We start from the raw sequence: 16294 nt of genomic DNA, 5'->3' as shown, positions 1-16294 counted from the left end.
CGCCGATACGTAATTCGCTCGACTACCGCATAACGACTCGCTGCGCGCCCTCTGGCGCATCAGTCCTCCGATGGATCATTTTTTCATGTCCCGGCCGAGCGCGATCGCCCTGATCGTGCGCTCGCGCAAAGCCCTTCTCGCCGACGCCGACGAGCGCCCAGCCGCCGAAGCCGAACGCCTGCGCACTGCGGCCGGCGACCTCACGCGCCTGCTGTTCGACGTGCGCGCCGGGCGTCTGAACGCGTTCAAGTTGAACCAACCCACACGCATGCAGGTCGTCGTTTCAGCCGATTGAGGTGGCGCGCCGCGCCAGCCGCCAGACGCATACGAGCGCGCTGATATAATGCGCGACGGCTTTGGAGCCGCTGGGCTTCGAGCGCGCCGCGCCCGCCCTGCCTGGCCAAAGGCCGCCGCCGATTCCGGCTAACGCAAAAGCGGCCCATAAGGCGCCCGGCCACGCCGGCCCGCCTGCCGCCCGGCAATGCGCGTCGCTGGATACCCCGCGCAACGTCCCGCACCGAGCCAACGGCACAGCCTGCCCCGATTATCGACAGCCGCGACATCCGCCGCTCTCACACCACCCGCGAAGATGAATCACGATCCCAACGACGCCGCCCGTCCCGACAGCACGCCGTCAGACCAAGCCGCCTCCGACACGAACACGCGAGCCGAGGCGCCCACCGGCGACGCGCTGCACCACCGCCGCATCCGCAGCTTCGTGACCCGCGCCGGCCGCGTCTCGACCGGCCAGCGCCGCGCGCTCGACGAGCTCGGCCCGCGCTTCGTCGTGCCCTACGCGCCCGAAGCCGGCGACTGGGACGCCGTGTTCGAGCGGCACGCACCGCGCATCCTGGAGATCGGTTTCGGGATGGGCGCGAGTACGGCGGAGATCGCCGCACTGCGGCCCGAGGACGACTTCCTCGGCGTGGAGGTTCACGAGCCTGGCGTGGGCGCGCTGCTGAAGCTGATCGGCGAGCAGAATCTGGAGAACATCCGCATCATTCAGCACGACGCCGTGGAGGTGCTCGAGCACATGATCGCGCCCGCGAGCCTCGACGGCGTGCACATCTTCTTCCCCGACCCGTGGCACAAGGCGCGCCATCACAAGCGCCGCCTGATTCAGCCGAAGTTCGTCGCGCATCTCGTCTCGCGCATGAAGCCGGGCGCGTACCTGCATTGCGCGACCGACTGGCAGAACTACGCCGAGCAGATGCTCGAAGTGCTCAGCGCGGAGCCCACGCTCGAGAATACGGCCGTCGACTACGCGCCGCGCCCCGAGTACCGCCCGGTGACGAAATTCGAGCGCCGCGGCCTGCGGCTCGGTCACGGCGTGTGGGATCTCGTGTTCCGTCGCCGCGCGGACTGACACTGGGAACCATGAAAAAAAACGGGCGCCGTGATGTCACGCGGCGCCCGTTGCGTTTTTAGTCGTCCCAGCCTAGTCCGCCGCCGTAGCCGAACAGCAGGATCACGAGGCCGAAGGCGATCCGATACCACGCGAAGGCCGTGAAGTCGTGCGACGCCACGAAGCGCAGCAGCCAGCGCACGCACGCGAACGCGCTAACGAACGCGGCGACGAAGCCGATGCCGAAGAGCCCGAGCCAGTCCGCGGAAAGCTCGTGCCAGCTCTTGTAAAGCTCATAAACGGTCGCGCCGAAGATCACGGGAATCGCAAGGAAGAACGAGAACTCCGTCGCGACACGCCGCTCGAAACCGAACAACATCGCGCCAATGATGGTCGAACCCGAGCGCGACATGCCCGGAATCAGCGCGCAGCACTGCGCACAACCCACCTTGAACGCGTCGAGCGGCGTGATCTCGTCGATCGAGTTCACGCGCGCGCCGCGCTGCGCGGCGACCGGCAGTCCCTTCGGACCGCGCAGGCGATTTTCGACCCACAGGATCACGAGGCCGCCGCCGACGAGCGCAAACGCGACCGGCACCGGCGCGAAGAGCACCGACTTGATCGCCTTCTCGAACATCAGACCGAGCACGACTGCCGGAATGGTAGCGATGATCACGTTGAGCGTGAAGCGCCGTGCGTCGGACCGCGAGGGCAGCCCCACAACGACCTCGCCGATCTTGCGCCGGAACTCCCAGCACACGGCGAGGATCGAGCCGAACTGGATCACTACGAAGAAGGTCTTTGCATACTCGCCATCGAAGTTGAGCAAGCTGCCGGCGACGATCAAATGCCCCGTGCTCGAAACGGGCAGAAATTCCGTCAGCCCTTCGACGATGCCGAGAATCAAGGCCTTGCAGGTCAAAATCCAGTCCATCCCTTTTATCCCTCTTCTTTGAGCGTCGGGACGGCGCACGCCGCGCCACACGACCGACGACGGCCGCGTGTGCTGGCGTTTCGTCGGCTTACTTCTCGACGATCTGCACGCGTATGCCGTTTGTAAGGATGGTGATTGTACCGGGTTCGTAGTTGACGCCGGCAAATTGGAGCTGCTCGGGTTTGAACGTGTAGACCGGATAGTTGTTGAGCAACTGGGTGGCAACGAGCGCGGCGACCGCGCTGACCTGCGACGCGTAGGCGGCGGCGTTGCCCGCCATGTCGACGCCGTCGACCGAAGGCGAGCGCAGCACCACGGCGCGGCTCGCGCTGTCATACGCGAGCTCGCTCGACACCGTGAACGCGCCGCTCACGGGCTGCTGCATCAACGGGCTTTCGAGGTGCGCATCGAGCCGCACGGCCACGCGGTTGCGATCGGGCAGCAGCGTTACGACGGGGTTCGTGAGCGAGACGTCGATAATCTGCTGCATCGAGCGGTGGTAGGGAAACTTGCGTTGCACCGCGTCCTGCACCTGTTGCTGCGAAAACGTGTAGTGATCGGGAATGAACGGGAAGATCCCCGTCGCGCACGCGCCGAGCGACATCGCCGTACCCGCCGCAGCGCAGGCTGAGAACAGGAAGGCGCGCCGGGAAACGCGCGTTGCGGTGTGGGCCATGCGAAATCTCCTTGTTGGGCCGCGTTTGACGCGCCGTCATTCTGGCGCATAACGGCTGGCCGACGCAGTTTGCCTGGTTCAGCGCGCGGCTGGCGATGGTGGCGGGGTTTGCGGCTGGGTCTGCGCCTCGAGACGCGTGAGCCAGACAATGGCCTCCTCGCGCGACGCCCCGCACATCTCAGGCTGTGGCTGCAGCCCCGAGCAGCAAGCCGGCCGCAACGGCGAGCCGAAGATCATGCAGCGCAGATCCTCGCCGAGCTGAACGCAACGCACGCCGGCCGGCTTGCCGTGAGGCATGCCCGGAACCGGGCTCGTAATGGACGGCGCGATGCAGCATGCGCCGCAACCGGGACGGCAGGCATGCGCTGAGACATCGGCGGGAATAACGGTACTCACTTCGGCTTCCTGGAACTCTGACAAATTGTGTCCGCGACGGAGTGGCGATCGCGCCACCGCGCTGCTGCGGACCAGACGCATTGTGCCATTGCCCGCATGCGACCTTTTTACACAATCGCTACTTCCTGCTCGCTCGTACACTTTGTTCATCTGGCGCTGTAGGACACGCCACCGGTGCGCGGCGTTCCGTCGCGCCGGACGCTGCCCGCCCATGCGCCGCCCTTCCCAGTGAGCCTTGCATGAGCGACGCCGACCTGCTCTTTCGCCCCGACCTGCTTGCCAAATACGGCGCCAACGGCCCGCGCTACACGTCCTACCCCACCGCCCTGCAGTTCCGCGACGACTTCGATCCCGCCGACTACCGCCGCGCGGCTGCCGATCCGGGCGCGAGCGAAACCGATCTCTCGCTGTACTTCCACATTCCGTTCTGCGACACCGTCTGCTTCTATTGCGGCTGCAACAAGGTCATCACGAAGAACCGCGGCCGCGCGAAGCCGTATCTCGCGCAGATGATCCGCGAAGTGGAGCTGCAGGCCGCGCTCTTCGACACGAAGCGCCCCGTTTCGCAGCTGCATTGGGGCGGCGGCACGCCCACCTTTCTCTCGCTGGACGAAATGAGCACGCTCATGGCCGCCACGCGCGAACACTTCGCACTGCAGCCCGACGACGCAGCCGAATACTCGATCGAGATCGACCCGCGCGAAGCCACGGCGCAGACCATTGCGCATTTGCGTTCGCTAGGCTTCAACCGGCTGAGCCTGGGCGTGCAGGACTTCGATCCGGTCGTGCAGAAGGCGGTCAACCGCATTCAGCCGCTCGAGCTGACCGTCGACGTCATGAACGCCGCGCGCGCGAACGGCTTCGAATCGATCAGTGTCGATCTGATCTATGGCCTGCCGCACCAGAACGTCAAAACCTTCGGCCGCACGCTCGAGACGATGTTGCTGCTCGCGCCCGATCGCATCTCGGTGTTCGGCTACGCGCACATGCCGCATCTGTTCAAGATGCAGCGTCAAATGGACGACGCCGCGTTGCCCACGCCCGCCGAGCGCATGGCGCTGTTGAGACTCGTGATCGAACAACTCACCGAGGCGGGCTACGTCTACATCGGCATGGACCATTTCGCGCTGCCCACCGACGAACTCGCGCGCGCGCAGGCGCAACGCACGCTGCACCGCAATTTCCAGGGTTACAGCACGCGCGCCGACTGCGACCTGATCGGCTTCGGCGCTTCGGCGATCGGCAAGGTCGGCGACGTCTACGCGCAGAACGCGAAGGACCTGATCGGCTATGGCGCGGCCATTGACGCGGGCAAGCTCGCGACCGCGAAGGGCGTGCGCCTCACCGCCGATGACCGTCTGCGCCGCGACATCATTACCGAGCTGATGTGTAACCTCGAACTGCGCTATGACGAGTTCGAGGCCGCCTACGGCGTGCGTTTTCCGGCGGCCTTTGCGGCCGAGCTCGAACGGCTGAGTGAGTTCGAGCGCGACGGGCTCGTTGCGCGCAGCGCCGACCGCCTGGAGGTACTGCCCGCCGGGCGCATGCTGGTGCGCAATATCGCGATGGTGTTCGACCGCTATCTTGGTGCGCAACAGCCCGAACGGTTCTCGCGGACGATTTAACGGCTTGCCGCCGCCACATGGTTGCTCGGGCGGGCGATTTGCGTCATAATCTACGGCTACTTCGCGCGCCTGTGCTTGGCGCCTGAAGAAGTTGCCAGGAAGTTGCAAGCGCCTCGGTGGTGAAATTGGTAGACGCGCCGGACTCAAAATCCGGTTCCGAAAGGAGTGCCGGTTCGATTCCGGCCCGAGGCACCAGATACTCTTCAAACGTTCACAACGTTTCGCACAAATACCCCGCCGGGCTTGGCTCCGCGGGGTTTTTTGTTGCACACTACTGCAACCTACCACTCACTGATACAACCCCCACGCGGGGGTTTTTCCGGGGGTTGTTCTGTTCTGTGGCGGGTCGACACCCCCAAAGAACCCCCGCGGCAACCCCCAACTCGGCCGCGGAACCGGAGCAGACATGGCTCTCACCGATCTCGCGATCCGCAATGCCAAGGCTGCAGCGAAACAGCAAAAGCTGTTCGATGCCGGTGGCCTGTTCCTGCTCGTAACCCCCGCCGGCGGCAAGCGCTGGGTGCTCAAGTACCGCTTCAATGGGAAGGAAAAGAGCCTCGCGCTCGGCACCTACCCGGAAGTCTCCCTGGTCGAAGCGCGAAAGCGGCGCGACGCCGCGCGCGAGAAGCTGGCGACCGACATCGATCCTGGGGAAGCCAAAAAAGCGGATAAGCGAGCAGCCAAGCTCGCGGCCACCAATTCGTTTGAGGCGGTCGCCTTGGCTTGGATGGACGAGCGCCGCCCCTACGTCGAACCAGCGCAGTACGACAAGACGCTGGCGCGCTTCAAGAACGATGCATTCCCTTGGCTAGGAAAGCGGCCCATCTCAGAGATCGAGGCGCCGGAGATCCTCGAGACATTGAAGCGCGTCGACAGCCGTGGCGCCCGCTTTACGGCCCATCGCCTGCGCGGCGAAATTAGCCGCGTGTTCCGCTACGGGATCAAAGAAGGCTTCTGCAAAAGCGACCCTGCGCGCGACCTGCTTGGCGCAATCCCGCCAGCCCAGACCACCCATTTCGCGTCGATCACCGAGCCGGCCAAGGTCGGCGAAATGCTGCGTGCGTTTGACGGCTTCACAGGCACATTCCCGGTGCTGTGCGCGCTCAAGTTGGCGCCTATGCTGTTCGTGCGGCCTGGTGAGCTGCGGCAAGCCGAGTGGTCGGAGATCGATCTGGACAAAGGCGCGTGGCGCTATCACGTCAGCAAAACAAAAACTGAGCATCTGGTGCCGCTAGCATCGCAGGCCGTCACAATCTTGCGCGAACTATACGCGCTGACGGGCGCCGGCCACTATGTCTTCCCCGGCGCACGAGATCGCAAGCGCCCGATGAGCGAGGCCACGGTCAACGCCGCGCTGCGCCGCCTCGGCTATGACACGCGCACCGAGATTACCGGCCACGGCTTTCGGGCGATGGCTCGAACGATCCTGCACGAGGAGCTCGAGCAAAAGCCAGAGGTAATTGAACACCAGCTTGCGCACGCAGTCCCGGACAACCTTGGCGGCGCGTACAACCGCACGCGGTTCATCAAGGAACGCCGCGCCATGATGCAGAAGTGGGCGGATTACCTCGATCGGCTTAAGGCCGGGGCCGAGGTGATCCCGATCAATACGGTAGGCGGCGCCGCTTAAACGCCGCGCACCGGGGCTCAACGGAGAAGGCGGTGGCAAATATCCGAAGTCACTACGAACGGCTCTCGATCGCGCGAGATGCGCCGCCGGAGGTCATCCGGGCCGTATATAAGGCACTCTCGCAGAAATGGCATCCGGACAGGAACCAAAACCCGGCATCGGCGGAAATGATGCAGGCAATCAACGTTGCCTACGCAACCCTGTCCGACCCGGCCGCGCGTATTCGTTACGACCAGTGGCTGGAATCGGAAGAAGCCGCGCGAGCTGCGCCGCCCTCGCAAACTACTTGGACACGTGCGCAGCGGCCTGCTCATGAGCGGCCGGCACCGAACGCCGAGTCACCGCAGGCGGAACGCCGGCGTGGAAGGGCATTCGAGATCGATGAGGAAAAGCTGAAGACAGTAAGGTTCCGGCCGCCTCCCGAAGAAGTCCATTGGGCGCGATACATCCTGTACTTCCTTTTCCCGCTCTATATTCCAATCGACTTGATGCGTCGGAAATGGCCCAGTCGCTGAGTCCATGCTTTCGACAGCGCACGCCAATGCCCTCGACGCTTTGAGGAGACTTGGCGGATCAGGCAGCCGGCTTCTTGCAGGCGATGACCATCGATCGCTCGTTCGTCTTCGCGCCGAAGAGACCGCTGTGGGTCGCGCCCACCGCAGCCGCATCCTCATCGCTTCGGTCGATCACATCGAAGCCGCTCGTCTTGCAGAGATCCCCAGCGGCCTCGAAGCACTTGTCCCAGCCGCGGGCGATGCCGCTGCAGTTCAACGTGTAGGCGGGGCGCCCGTCCGGAGCATAGCTTTCGTGAACCGTGGCGCACGCACCAAGCGCTAGCGTCACGATGACACCAACCACTGCGCGTTTCATTGCCTACTCCCGGTTCATTGTTGTTCCCACTCGGCTACACCCTGATGACGTGAACACGTGCCCGAGTGGTGCTGGCTGAAACTGTACGTCCCGTCACCGCACCTCGCGGTCGCGCCGACCGGTACGACACCGTTTCGAGTATGCGCAGGCGAATGCACGACATTCCCATCGTGGTTCACGTAGTGGCCGTGCTCCTGCAATTGGGATTCATCGGGGGACGATGGCTGGTACGCGTGCGCAGTGCTTGCGAGCACCAGCAGCGCCACGAGACTGCCACACCGAGATACTGCTAACGTACGTGCGGCAGTGCGACCGCAATTCCAGCTGATCCCTGTCATCCCCGTCCTCGTTCTGGTTCTGTGGTGCTGTCAGCCCGTTGCGGGCCGGACTCAGTATATCGGTTTGCCGTTATCCAATGACGGGGTCACCTCTACTAATGGGTCGGCCGCCAGCCACCGAGTTGCCTGCAACCTAGCCCACCCTGAACTAGTTAACGAACCTTTCGGACTGCTCCAAAAGCGGCTCACATTTGATGCAGTGTAATGTGTGGCAGAATCCGCCATTGCTCGACCGCGCCAGATCTTCACGCGGGAGCGTTTAGCCCTTCAGATTGATAGATGAACAAGAGAAATCTCGACATTGAGGTACTGCGTGCGGTCGCCATTCTTGGCACCCTGATCGTGCACGTCGACATCCTGCTCTTTTGGGGCAGCGACAGACTCAGCGCGTTCAGTCACGTTTTTAGTCCTTGGGGTGGTGTCGATCTTTTCTTCTGCATTTCAGGCTACGTCATCACCGGGAACCTCCTACGTTCTCTCGATCAGTCTCGGCCGTCGAGCTTCTCGGAACTTGCGTTCCCCTTTTGGATAAAGCGGGTATGGCGGATTTTTCCATCGGCATGGCTGTGGGCGACCGTCATGCTTGTTCTGAGCATCGCATTTAGCCGGGAAGGCCACTTCGGAACTCCGACTGCGAATTTGATCGATGCCGCCGCTGTCATTTCACAAGTGGCTAACTTCCGCATCTGGTCCTGTTTCGCGATACCAGGAACGCTGTGCGGTGGCAATGTGGTGTACTGGAGCCTATCTCTCGAAGAACAGTCATATATGCTGCTCCCGTTGCTTCTGTTCTTCTGCGGGCGCCGAATCGTTGTGTATGCCTTAGCGGCTGCAGTTCTTGCGCAACTCTTCCTGCATCGCCCACTTCTGTCTTTCCTGTGGTTTTTCAGGACCGATGCACTCGCTCTCGGCGCCTTGATCGCCATTGCTAAAAGTAGCGGGGTGCTCGCGAAGATCGAACCGCGCTGGCTATCAAACGGCTGGAGATCGGCAATTGCACTTGCCTTGTTGTGCGCCTTGCTTGCAGCAATCCCTGCGGCTTTTGTGAGCATTCCGTTTCATACCGGGCTTCTAGCCATTACTTCAGCCGCCATGATATGGATTGCCAGCTACGCAAGGGGATACACATTGCCAGATGGCTTGATCAAGCGCGCAGCGGTATACATTGGCGCTCGATCCTATGCGATCTACCTCATCCATATTCCCGTCTATCTGGTGACGCGTGAGATCTGGTCGCGCATCGAAGGAAATGGCGCAGCGATCGACGGACATTTCACTGTCCGTTTTATCGTCACTGCGACTGTCCTGATATTGGTTCTGGCAGAGTTGAATTTCCGCCTCATCGAACAACCGCTTCGAAGATATGGCGTATCCCTAGCCAACAAGTGGGAATCAAAAAGGGCGCGCGCAGTCTCGACAGCATCAACCCAGAACATCGCCACCCCTTAGGACTTCGTCGATCGTTTGCGAGCCGAGGCGCGCGCACCAAACGCCTGCAGCGCGACCGCACCCGTTATTGCCACTTGGCGCCGTTTTCGCGATTTCGTGGCTAGCGACGCCTGCCAGCTTGCCTGCCAGTACGAGGCGCATTCGCAGACATGCGCCGATCCTCCGCCCCAACGGTCAGTTCAATCGCCTGGATGACTTTATCCAACAGACGTAAGACTAGCGGGATGCTGTAGCCAAGGAGGAAAGGCGCCAATGCAATCATGCCCGCAGCCTTGCCTGGGTTTTCCACCGTGGAATTGAGGGATTCCAAGAACTGACGGATCTCTGGGAACAGCGTTAGAGACAGCACTACGCTGAACAGGCAGCCAAGCATTGTGCGGCCGACCACTTCGAAGAAGTCGGACGTATTCAGCGTCTGTTGCGGGACCATCTTCAACAAGTGCAAAAAGGTATTGGCGACGGCACCAAGTCCCCCGAGGGAGAGTGACCACAGAACGACCAGTAACATCCCGAATCTGTGCACCTGAATATTTAGGACCGGGATTGCCAACGCGATGACCATCAGCATCAGAAAGACAGCGCTTCCGGAACACACGAACATCTTCACGCGCCTATTGGTGCGCCCAGCTTCTGCTATTGCCTCGCGACGAAAGTCATTGATGCTTATCCCGTCGCCCAACCGGGTGAGGATCTTGATGTACTCGTCAAGATCTGCACGGTCCTGTGCTGAAGGGCGGTCGCTCATGGCATTGGGTATCCGCTGCCCTGGTGCGCCGGCATCGCCTGCTGTGATGTTTCCTGCTTTGATATTTTCTCCGGAGCAACCAGAGCTTCCGTCAGTCTCGCTAGCCCCTCGATTACGTCCGCCGGCACCTCGACGCCGATCCCCAGCAGAAAAGTCTTGAATCTGTTCGCCGCCTCAAGATCGTCGAGATACTGACGCGTCGCGTCGCTTTCGACTCGTTCGGGCGAGTCATCAGCCAGAGTTGCAGCGGCAAGAACGGATTCCATGGTTCCCTCTGCGGCCAGATAATAGGGGCACTATAGTAAATGGATGACGGACACCCAAGGATCTGCCGAAGATTCTCGTTGGTTGTGCGACCAACACTGCCGACAGTCATGAGCCAGCGCTACGAACACGCATGATCGTTTGCCGACTTGTCGCGTATTCCCGGGCCAGCGCAGCAACGCTTTCCCCGCCAGCCAATCTGTCTGCAACTGCGCGACGTTGCTCTACTGAGAGGGCTGACGGCCGCCCGAATGTCTTTCCGCCAGCTTTTGCACGCTGCAGCCCGGCCTGAGTCCGCTCAATGAGCAGATCGCGCTCAAACTCCGCTACCGCCGAAATGACCTGCATCGTCATGCGACCCGCGGGGCTGGTGAGGTCAACGCCGCCAAGCGCCAGGCAATGCACGCGGACGCCTGTTTCCGTCAGCTGTTCGACTGTAGATCGCACGTCCATCGCATTGCGCCCAAGGCGATCGAGCTTGGTCACGATGAGAACGTCTCCCGGCTCGAGCCGATCGAGCAGCTTGCTAAAACCCGGGCGGTCTTTAGCCGCCACTGATCCGCTAATCGCCTCTTCGATGATCCGCCGACTTTCGATGGCGAAACCAGCGGCCTCAATTTCCCTGCGCTGATTCTCCGTCGTCTGGTCGGTGGTCGACACCCGGCAATAAGCAAAGACTCGCGACATTTTCGCCTCACACATGTACGAAACCCATGTCCGAATACTAGATCATGTCCGAAACGTATACAAGCTATTTTTCGTACATGCTTGGCGTCCCAGTACGTAACCGATCGTTTTCGGACGTATGTCTGGACATGGATTGGCGAAGGTATGTGCAGCGCGGCCGAACAGATTCTGAGTCTTCACATGAGGATGGTTTCGGGGGAGTACCTCTCCATCAGGGCGACAACGAATTGGTCAAACTCCGCAAGCGATACCTCAGCGCTCATCAGAGCATCGGTCACCGGATCAATCCACCAAAGCCACACCACCCCATCGGCGTGGCACATGCTCGCGACAACCATCGGAGCGATCGGGAGATAGCATATCGGGGCGCTCGAAGGGATAGGCGAACCGCCTCCGGCCGCGCGGCTGCCCAGTCTGGCCATGGCCTGATCGAAGGCGTCGCTCACTGGAACGCCCCCATCGCATTCGCGCGCTTGTAGATCGCGCCAAACTGCTGCTGCTGCGCGGGCGACATGTCGCGCAGATAGTTCACGCGGTCACCCGGTGACATGTTCTGGAATTGCCACAGGCGAGGGTCGCTGACCATCGCAAGATCCGATTTGCGGTTCTTGTACGTCGCCGCGTCGTTGCCGTTCGATGCGCCTTCCAGATAATGCTGCGCGAACAGCTGCATCTGGGCATTCGCCTTGCCGTACTCGCTGATCTCCTGATTCACCTTGTCCGGCATAACACTGCCCGGCGTGAAGTGCGCAACGACCGCGCGAGCCGCGTCGGTGTTGCCGCCGAATGCCTGCTGGATCATCGAGGCATTCTTGTTCAGCGCAACCTGTGCGTCGTTCATGTCCGTAAACGGACCAACGCCGGCCAACGCGAGCACGCTGTTCGCGTAGTTCAGACGATCCCGCGGGCCAGTGAGCGCCTTTTTCGACAGCTGCTCGACGTTGTTGTAGAGCCCAACGCGCTGCTGCGCGGTCGACGCGTCCTTCACAACGCCGTTGTTGTAGTCGTTCTTCATCCAGTCGACATCAGCGCCCGCGCCCATCGGCGCACCGCTGCCCACGAATGACGAATTCTGGCCTGGCTGTGCAGCGAAGCGCCCATTTCCGAATGGGCTTCCGGCGTTGTAACCGGGCGCGCCCGGCGTGACGGAGCCGAGCGATACCGTGCCGGGCTGGCCGTTCTGGAAGGTCCCGACGCGCTGGGCTGCCTGTGCGGGGCCGAGGCCTTGCGCCACTTCCGGTCCTTGCGCCCCCATCGGAACTGCCGAATAGGGATTGGTCTGGAATGCCTGCACCCCGCCACTAGGGCCAGTCGTTGTGCCCATCTGTGGTGCCTGCTCGGCGGCCGTGGTGTTCGCCGGCTGAAACTCCATCGCAAGCTTCTGAAGCGCCATATCGCGCTGCTCAGGCGGCATGTTTGCGCCCGCGCCTGCGATCAGGGACTTCGCGCGAGCGATGGCCGGCGCAGCGTTCGGATTCTGTTTCGCGTAGACATCGAGCCCGGCATTCACGGTCCCGGCTGGGTCATCCGTGCCGATGCCCGAACGCACGATTCCCGAGATATCGTTGCGGAAGTTCTGGCCAAGACCTCGCACGGCGTCATTCAGGCCGACGCGATCGCTCAGCGTCTTGATGATCGTCTGCTGCACGCCCTGCCCGGTAAGGGGCATGTATTTGTTCGCGAAGTTCGCCATCGCGACAGGATCGATCTGACCATCGGCGCCCTTGATGGAATTGCCGTCCGGATCCTTCCCGCTCATCATCGCGCGTTGCAACGACTGACGCTCATCCATCTGCTGCTGGGCTTGCTGCGCCTGCCCTTCTCCGACTTGCAACGCCTGCTGGCCGAGCTGCAATTGCTGCTGCTGATTGCGAAGCCCCATGAGACCCGAGAGGGTCTGCATGGACTGATTGGGGTTGGGTGCCTGAATCTGATCAGCTACAGGACTTCCGAAATCGGGCATGAGTTAGCTCCTGGGGACGTGAATCAGCGCGGCAGTCCCGCGCCAAGGATCTTGCATGCCGCATCGGAGCCGTCCTCCGCAAGCGCAGCAAGGGAAGCGACATCGAGCGCGAATTGTTGCTGGTCCACGTTTTCGGCATCTTCGTTTACACGCTCCGCGTATGCCCGCAGCTCGGACGCGATCCGGTGTCTTTGCTCGTCTGGCACCGCGAGGCAGATCGCACTGAGAACGGCCGACACGAGCGCGTAAGGATCGGTGTTCAGTGAAAAGGATTTTTGGTTCATAGCAATCTCATATCGAGTGTGTTTCAGGGAAGTAAGTCAGCCTTGCACGTCCGAACCGTTCAGAACGAGTTGGATAGGCCCACCACCATCGCCAGCAACCTGCAGCGGCAGCAGCTTCGGGTAAATGGTCCCCCAGAAGACTCGCTCATTAAGCGGATCTTCTTTCGCCCATGCCACTAGACGATCGACGCCGCCGAGCTTCTCAGCGGCAAGCGCGATCGCGTCCTTGACAGTCCGCGTCGCCTTGTTCGGCGTGCCCTTCTTTCTGCCACCGGTCTTGGGCTTCGCAGCTCTATTTGTCCCTACTTTAGAGTTCATATCAGCGTCCACATTGCTCGGATGACCGAAAAGGCACAGCGCTTCGATCTAGGGCAACTGATCAATCGAAATCTGGACCTGCGGCGCTATGCTCGACAGTGCCGCAGCCGCGCCGTTGTTCTGGAATGCCTTGCACGCCACCGTGTTTCCGGATGTCAGTGACATCGTTGCGTTGACCTGGACGAAGTTCGTCGTTGCGGTCGTTGTCGGGGTATACGACGCACTGTCCGGAGATCCGACGGCGCCGATGAAAAGCCCTGCTGCTACGACCGCCCCAGCGCTAAGGCTCGTCCAGTTCATCTGGCAGCTAATGCGATAGTTCGCCGTCGCAGGCGCTGTAAAGATGCCGGTCGATGCAGCGAAGTTGCTGTTCGCATCGAACACGCTTGTCCAACCCGTGACGGTCGTATAGGCGTTGTTCGGGATGCTCTGCGCGCTCGTGTTGTTGTATTTCAGGTGCGCGAGCGATGTGCCCTGCAGGGTCGTGAACTTACCCGCCGCTGCCGCCGTCGTGCCGATCGCGGGCGGCGACGCCAGGTATGTCGAGAAGCCGGTTCCGCTCACCGTGCTCGAGGCTGACAACGTCGTGAATGATCCTGCGGCCGCAGCCGTGCCGCCAATGGCCGGTGGAGACGCCAGATACGTGCTGAAGCCTGTCCCGCTCACCGCTCCCGATGCAGAGAGCGTGGTGAAGCTGCCGGCGGCCGCCGTAGTGCCCCCAATGACCGCGCTGTTGATCGTCCCGCTCGTGATACAGGCCGCTGAGAGCGCAGTGTTCAGGCCCGAGGCCGTCAGAACTTGCTGGGCGGCAAATGGGTTGCATTGCGCCCATGCGAGCGCGGGCAGGAACAGCAGAAGCGCGAGAAGTTTTTTCATTTCCAATCCGAAACGATAGCGTTGCAGGGTGTGGTTGTTTTCCATGTTGTCCTCGCTACGTAAGGTTGCCGCCTAGTACGACGACGGATATTGAAGAGAAGTCCTGAGCGGTGTTGCTTGTATTTGTTGTGCCAATGTTGACGCCGGTCGAGTTCTCATTGATCACGCTGTTAAACCCGGCACCATTGGTCGCGATCGAATAGCAGTTGGTCGACTGCTGCAAGCCGCGCGCGTAGTTCACCGTGTAGTTGCCGGGAGAATTGCGCGTGATCGAGCTCACGTTGAAAGACTGGGCAATGGCGGCCGTGTTGCCGTTAAATCTCACCCATGCAACCGGGACCGCGGGTGCGACAACCGGGGAAGCGGGCATTGCGACAGAGCCCGAATAGTTCGGCGCCTCTACGCTGTTGTCGTAGTAGTTGGAGAGGTCGACAAGCTGCACCGGATCGGTCGCGCTCACAACCTGAATGTAGGGTCGCGAGGACGATGCCGTATAGTCGGGCCAGCCTTTGTGGCCATTCCCCTGCAGCACGACCTTGTGCCGGTTGCCGCCCGACGTATCGATCCGGATGTTGTTGATGGAGTAGTTGGCGTGCCGCTGGAACGAGCAGCCCTGCACTACCAGCGTGGAAGGCACTGCATCATTCACATACCAGATATCAGCCTGTCCAACACCAGCACTCGGGCTCCCATTGCTCTCGATATAGGCACCGAGGAAAGAAGCCGCCGCGGTGCCCTGCGCCGCGTTGCTGTTCATGTTCAGTCGGCAGCCCCAGATCGTGCTGTACGACGAGCTATTGTTCCATTCGATCGATCCGCCGACGTAGACGAACGTCGCAACGTTCTGCGCGTCGATGCCGTAGTTCGCGTTATTGCCATAGGTGCAGTCCTGGAATAGGAGCGCGTTGGGCTCCGTGGAATTGCCCTCGGAGCAATAGAAGCCGCCGTTGTTCCACTGACAGTCGACATTGGTCTGAACCGACTCCTGCACGTCCTGATAAACGATCGCGATGTTGAAGCCGGACACCCACAGGTCGCTCAGATCGACGTGCGCCATCTGCAGCAGGTACAGGCCAAAACCCGCCCGCAAGCTCGAACTGATCGCAATGCCCTGGATCTTCTGCAGGGAGGTCTGCACGGAACTCGAATTCTTGATCGAAATGCCGAGGCTCGCGCTATTCGTGAAAAATAGATTCGTGCTCGCTGCACCATCGCCGCGGATCGAAATTCGCTTCACCGGGAAGGTCGACTGGGCAGAATTGTCGATGCTGATCCCTGAGCTGAGGATGTATGTCCCGGCAGGGATGTACAGCTCCTTGCCCAGCAGGTTCGCTGCATTGAAGGCGGCCTGCATTGCTGCCGTGTCATCGGTCACACCATCGCCAGCCGTGCCGAAGTCCGTGCAGCTGATGAAATCCTGCAGCTTCGAAAGCACCGTGCGTTGCACGGCGCCCGTGCCGAGCTGCGTGAATGCAAGCTTGCTCGCGTTGATCGCCGCGTTTGCCGCGACATACGCATCCGTGATCACACCGAGGCCGGGCGAACCCGCGACCGCCGTCGCCTGGTTGATCTGGTTCCCGTTCGCGTCGAATTGCGTGAAGGTGTACGTCTCGCCAGCAACGAGGAACAACTGGCACGAGATCCCAGACGTGTTGGACACCTCGCCGCGCGAGTTGAGCGGAATCGGATTCGGCAGCGGCGTGTTGCCGGCGGCATCCTGATAGGTCGCGTAATTGACGCCGTTCACCTGCGTAAGCACGGTCCCGCCGGAGTTCGGCTGTCCCGCATTGTTGAAAAACTGCAGGATGGGCATCGGAGCAGAAACAACGGTTGCGCTCATTTATGAAGTTCCCCTGGTGCTGAAAATTCGCTTGTGTGAAATTTCACTGACAAC

Annotated in this window: 19 protein-coding genes and 1 tRNA gene; 7 read left to right on the top strand and 13 right to left on the bottom strand. The window is 61.4% G+C overall.

Annotated elements, in window-relative coordinates; translation table 11 throughout:
* Positions 1 to 85: 85 nt before the first annotated feature.
* Both VSR72_RS27885 and trmB read left to right on the top strand, forming a co-directional pair.
* Complete coding sequence (locus VSR72_RS27885; protein WP_342955573.1) at positions 86 to 295, top strand: hypothetical protein; 210 nt, start codon at positions 86 to 88, stop codon at positions 293 to 295.
* 294 nt (positions 296 to 589) lie between these two features.
* Positions 590 to 1366, top strand: coding sequence for a tRNA (guanosine(46)-N7)-methyltransferase TrmB (gene trmB, locus VSR72_RS27880; RefSeq protein ID WP_342955572.1), 777 nt, complete (start codon positions 590 to 592; stop codon positions 1364 to 1366).
* Positions 1367 to 1424: 58 nt separating this feature from the next.
* Here the strand turns inward: trmB and VSR72_RS27875 are convergent, their stop codons facing one another.
* The 3 genes from VSR72_RS27875 to VSR72_RS27865 form a co-directional block, all read right to left on the bottom strand.
* On the bottom strand, positions 1425 to 2279 hold the full coding sequence (locus VSR72_RS27875) for an undecaprenyl-diphosphate phosphatase (protein ID WP_342955571.1): 855 nt from the start codon (positions 2277 to 2279) through the stop codon (positions 1425 to 1427).
* Between the two features lie 88 nt (positions 2280 to 2367).
* Positions 2368 to 2955, bottom strand: a complete 588-nt coding sequence (locus tag VSR72_RS27870; protein ID WP_342955570.1) for a DUF1439 domain-containing protein — start codon at positions 2953 to 2955, stop codon at positions 2368 to 2370.
* 78 nt (positions 2956 to 3033) lie between these two features.
* Positions 3034 to 3351 carry a YkgJ family cysteine cluster protein gene (locus VSR72_RS27865; protein ID WP_342955569.1) on the bottom strand — a complete coding sequence of 106 codons (318 nt, stop codon included), beginning with the start codon at positions 3349 to 3351 and terminating at the stop codon, positions 3034 to 3036.
* Positions 3352 to 3590: 239 nt separating this feature from the next.
* On the opposite strand from VSR72_RS27865, the gene hemN reads away from it, so the two are divergent.
* The 4 genes from hemN (at position 3591) to VSR72_RS27845 (ending at position 7121) form a co-directional block, all read left to right on the top strand.
* A complete protein-coding gene (hemN, locus tag VSR72_RS27860; RefSeq protein ID WP_342955568.1) occupies positions 3591 to 4976 on the top strand; it encodes an oxygen-independent coproporphyrinogen III oxidase in 1386 nt (461 codons plus the stop codon).
* Positions 4977 to 5086: 110 nt separating this feature from the next.
* Positions 5087 to 5171 (top strand) — tRNA-Leu (locus VSR72_RS27855).
* A gap of 211 nt (positions 5172 to 5382) precedes the next feature.
* On the top strand, positions 5383 to 6606 hold the full coding sequence (locus VSR72_RS27850; RefSeq protein ID WP_342955567.1) for an integrase arm-type DNA-binding domain-containing protein: 1224 nt from the start codon (positions 5383 to 5385) through the stop codon (positions 6604 to 6606).
* A gap of 32 nt (positions 6607 to 6638) precedes the next feature.
* Entirely contained in the window at positions 6639 to 7121 is a 483-nt protein-coding gene (locus VSR72_RS27845; protein WP_342955566.1) for a J domain-containing protein, read from the top strand.
* Positions 7122 to 7179: 58 nt separating this feature from the next.
* Here the strand turns inward: VSR72_RS27845 and VSR72_RS27840 are convergent, their stop codons facing one another.
* Both VSR72_RS27840 and VSR72_RS27835 read right to left on the bottom strand, forming a co-directional pair.
* Positions 7180 to 7476: a hypothetical protein gene (locus VSR72_RS27840; protein WP_342955565.1), complete on the bottom strand. Its 297-nt coding sequence runs from the start codon at positions 7474 to 7476 to the stop codon at positions 7180 to 7182.
* 14 nt (positions 7477 to 7490) lie between these two features.
* Positions 7491 to 7814 carry a DUF3761 domain-containing protein gene (locus VSR72_RS27835; RefSeq protein WP_342955564.1) on the bottom strand — a complete coding sequence of 108 codons (324 nt, stop codon included), beginning with the start codon at positions 7812 to 7814 and terminating at the stop codon, positions 7491 to 7493.
* Between the two features lie 279 nt (positions 7815 to 8093).
* Here VSR72_RS27835 and VSR72_RS27830 point away from each other — a divergent pair, with 279 nt between their 5' ends.
* Complete coding sequence (locus VSR72_RS27830; protein WP_342955563.1) at positions 8094 to 9263, top strand: acyltransferase; 1170 nt, start codon at positions 8094 to 8096, stop codon at positions 9261 to 9263.
* Positions 9264 to 9363: 100 nt separating this feature from the next.
* On the opposite strand, the gene VSR72_RS27825 is transcribed toward VSR72_RS27830, so the two are convergent.
* From VSR72_RS27825 to VSR72_RS27790, 8 genes are all read right to left on the bottom strand, one after another.
* Positions 9364 to 10008 carry a hypothetical protein gene (locus VSR72_RS27825; protein ID WP_342955562.1) on the bottom strand — a complete coding sequence of 215 codons (645 nt, stop codon included), beginning with the start codon at positions 10006 to 10008 and terminating at the stop codon, positions 9364 to 9366.
* Positions 10005 to 10274 carry a hypothetical protein gene (locus VSR72_RS27820; RefSeq protein ID WP_342955561.1) on the bottom strand — a complete coding sequence of 90 codons (270 nt, stop codon included), beginning with the start codon at positions 10272 to 10274 and terminating at the stop codon, positions 10005 to 10007. Before VSR72_RS27820 ends, VSR72_RS27825 begins: the two co-directional genes overlap by 4 nt.
* Positions 10275 to 10380: 106 nt before the next feature.
* On the bottom strand, positions 10381 to 10959 hold the full coding sequence (locus VSR72_RS27815) for a recombinase family protein (RefSeq protein ID WP_342955560.1): 579 nt from the start codon (positions 10957 to 10959) through the stop codon (positions 10381 to 10383).
* 442 nt (positions 10960 to 11401) lie between these two features.
* Positions 11402 to 12922, bottom strand: a complete 1521-nt coding sequence (locus VSR72_RS27810) for a hypothetical protein (protein ID WP_342955559.1) — start codon at positions 12920 to 12922, stop codon at positions 11402 to 11404.
* A gap of 23 nt (positions 12923 to 12945) precedes the next feature.
* Entirely contained in the window at positions 12946 to 13206 is a 261-nt protein-coding gene (locus VSR72_RS27805; RefSeq protein ID WP_342955558.1) for a hypothetical protein, read from the bottom strand.
* Between the two features lie 36 nt (positions 13207 to 13242).
* Positions 13243 to 13524: a hypothetical protein gene (locus VSR72_RS27800; RefSeq protein ID WP_342955557.1), complete on the bottom strand. Its 282-nt coding sequence runs from the start codon at positions 13522 to 13524 to the stop codon at positions 13243 to 13245.
* 48 nt (positions 13525 to 13572) lie between these two features.
* Positions 13573 to 14400, bottom strand: a complete 828-nt coding sequence (locus VSR72_RS27795; protein WP_342955556.1) for a hypothetical protein — start codon at positions 14398 to 14400, stop codon at positions 13573 to 13575.
* A 55-nt stretch (positions 14401 to 14455) separates the two neighbouring features.
* Positions 14456 to 16240 (bottom strand): glycosyl hydrolase family 28-related protein, encoded by a 1785-nt coding sequence (locus tag VSR72_RS27790; RefSeq protein WP_342955555.1) that lies wholly within the window; start codon positions 16238 to 16240, stop codon positions 14456 to 14458.
* Positions 16241 to 16294 lie beyond the last annotated feature (54 nt).

The organism is Paraburkholderia sp. JHI869 (genome assembly GCF_038900775.1).
GTDB lineage: Bacteria > Pseudomonadota > Gammaproteobacteria > Burkholderiales > Burkholderiaceae > Paraburkholderia.
Note: the sequence above shows the minus strand (reverse complement) of the source record. Positions and strands in the feature narration are given on the sequence as shown.

Bases quoted from the DNA above. Each gene is read 5' to 3' on its own strand.
- VSR72_RS27875 (WP_342955571.1), bottom strand. From the start codon at position 2,279: ATGGACTGGATTTTGACCTGCAAGGCCTTGATTCTCGGCATCGTCGAA.
- VSR72_RS27885 (WP_342955573.1), top strand. From the start codon at position 86: ATGTCCCGGCCGAGCGCGATCGCCCTGATCGTGCGCTCGCGCAAAGCC.
- trmB (WP_342955572.1), top strand. From the start codon at position 590: ATGAATCACGATCCCAACGACGCCGCCCGTCCCGACAGCACGCCGTCA.
- VSR72_RS27805 (WP_342955558.1), bottom strand. From the start codon at position 13,206: ATGAACCAAAAATCCTTTTCACTGAACACCGATCCTTACGCGCTCGTG.
- VSR72_RS27790 (WP_342955555.1), bottom strand. From the start codon at position 16,240: ATGAGCGCAACCGTTGTTTCTGCTCCGATGCCCATCCTGCAGTTTTTC.
- VSR72_RS27830 (WP_342955563.1), top strand. From the start codon at position 8,094: ATGAACAAGAGAAATCTCGACATTGAGGTACTGCGTGCGGTCGCCATT.
- VSR72_RS27825 (WP_342955562.1), bottom strand. From the start codon at position 10,008: ATGAGCGACCGCCCTTCAGCACAGGACCGTGCAGATCTTGACGAGTAC.
- VSR72_RS27815 (WP_342955560.1), bottom strand. From the start codon at position 10,959: ATGTCGCGAGTCTTTGCTTATTGCCGGGTGTCGACCACCGACCAGACG.
- VSR72_RS27820 (WP_342955561.1), bottom strand. From the start codon at position 10,274: ATGGAATCCGTTCTTGCCGCTGCAACTCTGGCTGATGACTCGCCCGAA.
- VSR72_RS27795 (WP_342955556.1), bottom strand. From the start codon at position 14,400: ATGAAAAAACTTCTCGCGCTTCTGCTGTTCCTGCCCGCGCTCGCATGG.
- VSR72_RS27835 (WP_342955564.1), bottom strand. From the start codon at position 7,814: ATGACAGGGATCAGCTGGAATTGCGGTCGCACTGCCGCACGTACGTTA.
- VSR72_RS27800 (WP_342955557.1), bottom strand. From the start codon at position 13,524: ATGAACTCTAAAGTAGGGACAAATAGAGCTGCGAAGCCCAAGACCGGT.
- VSR72_RS27870 (WP_342955570.1), bottom strand. From the start codon at position 2,955: ATGGCCCACACCGCAACGCGCGTTTCCCGGCGCGCCTTCCTGTTCTCA.
- VSR72_RS27840 (WP_342955565.1), bottom strand. From the start codon at position 7,476: ATGAAACGCGCAGTGGTTGGTGTCATCGTGACGCTAGCGCTTGGTGCG.
- VSR72_RS27850 (WP_342955567.1), top strand. From the start codon at position 5,383: ATGGCTCTCACCGATCTCGCGATCCGCAATGCCAAGGCTGCAGCGAAA.
- hemN (WP_342955568.1), top strand. From the start codon at position 3,591: ATGAGCGACGCCGACCTGCTCTTTCGCCCCGACCTGCTTGCCAAATAC.
- VSR72_RS27810 (WP_342955559.1), bottom strand. From the start codon at position 12,922: ATGCCCGATTTCGGAAGTCCTGTAGCTGATCAGATTCAGGCACCCAAC.